This window comes from Pseudoalteromonas sp. S2721 (genome assembly GCF_005887425.1).
Classification (GTDB): domain Bacteria; phylum Pseudomonadota; class Gammaproteobacteria; order Enterobacterales; family Alteromonadaceae; genus Pseudoalteromonas; species Pseudoalteromonas simplex.
In genome coordinates this window covers 1-270 of sequence record NZ_PNCZ01000154.1, presented here as the reverse complement: position 1 = coordinate 270, position 270 = coordinate 1, and the positions used below count along the sequence as shown (strand labels likewise).

At 31.1% G+C, this 270-nt stretch carries 1 pseudogene; it reads left to right on the top strand.

What is annotated here, in order from left to right:
- Window positions 1-198: pseudogene (locus CWC02_RS20890) on the top strand (hypothetical protein); the annotation flags it as partial.
- Window positions 199-270: the final 72 nt, after the last annotated feature.

The window sequence follows — 270 nt, the reverse complement described above, 5'->3', positions numbered from 1 at the left end:
AAAATTGTTTTTCCATGTTTGTTGTACTTATTTTCAACTTGTTTATTTGCCAATGTAAAAACAATTAATGCCAAGAAAAATCGAGTTACACCACCAACAACTTTTAATGATGTTTATCCTACTACAATGGATAGCTTATACGAAGAAGTACATTATCCTTTAATACTTCTTCGTACAGCTGTAAAACGCAGAGATTAATAGTTTAACTTTTCTCCCGCAACTGTTATCAGATGCCAAAATCGTGTTTTATAAGAAATTTGATCGACACGA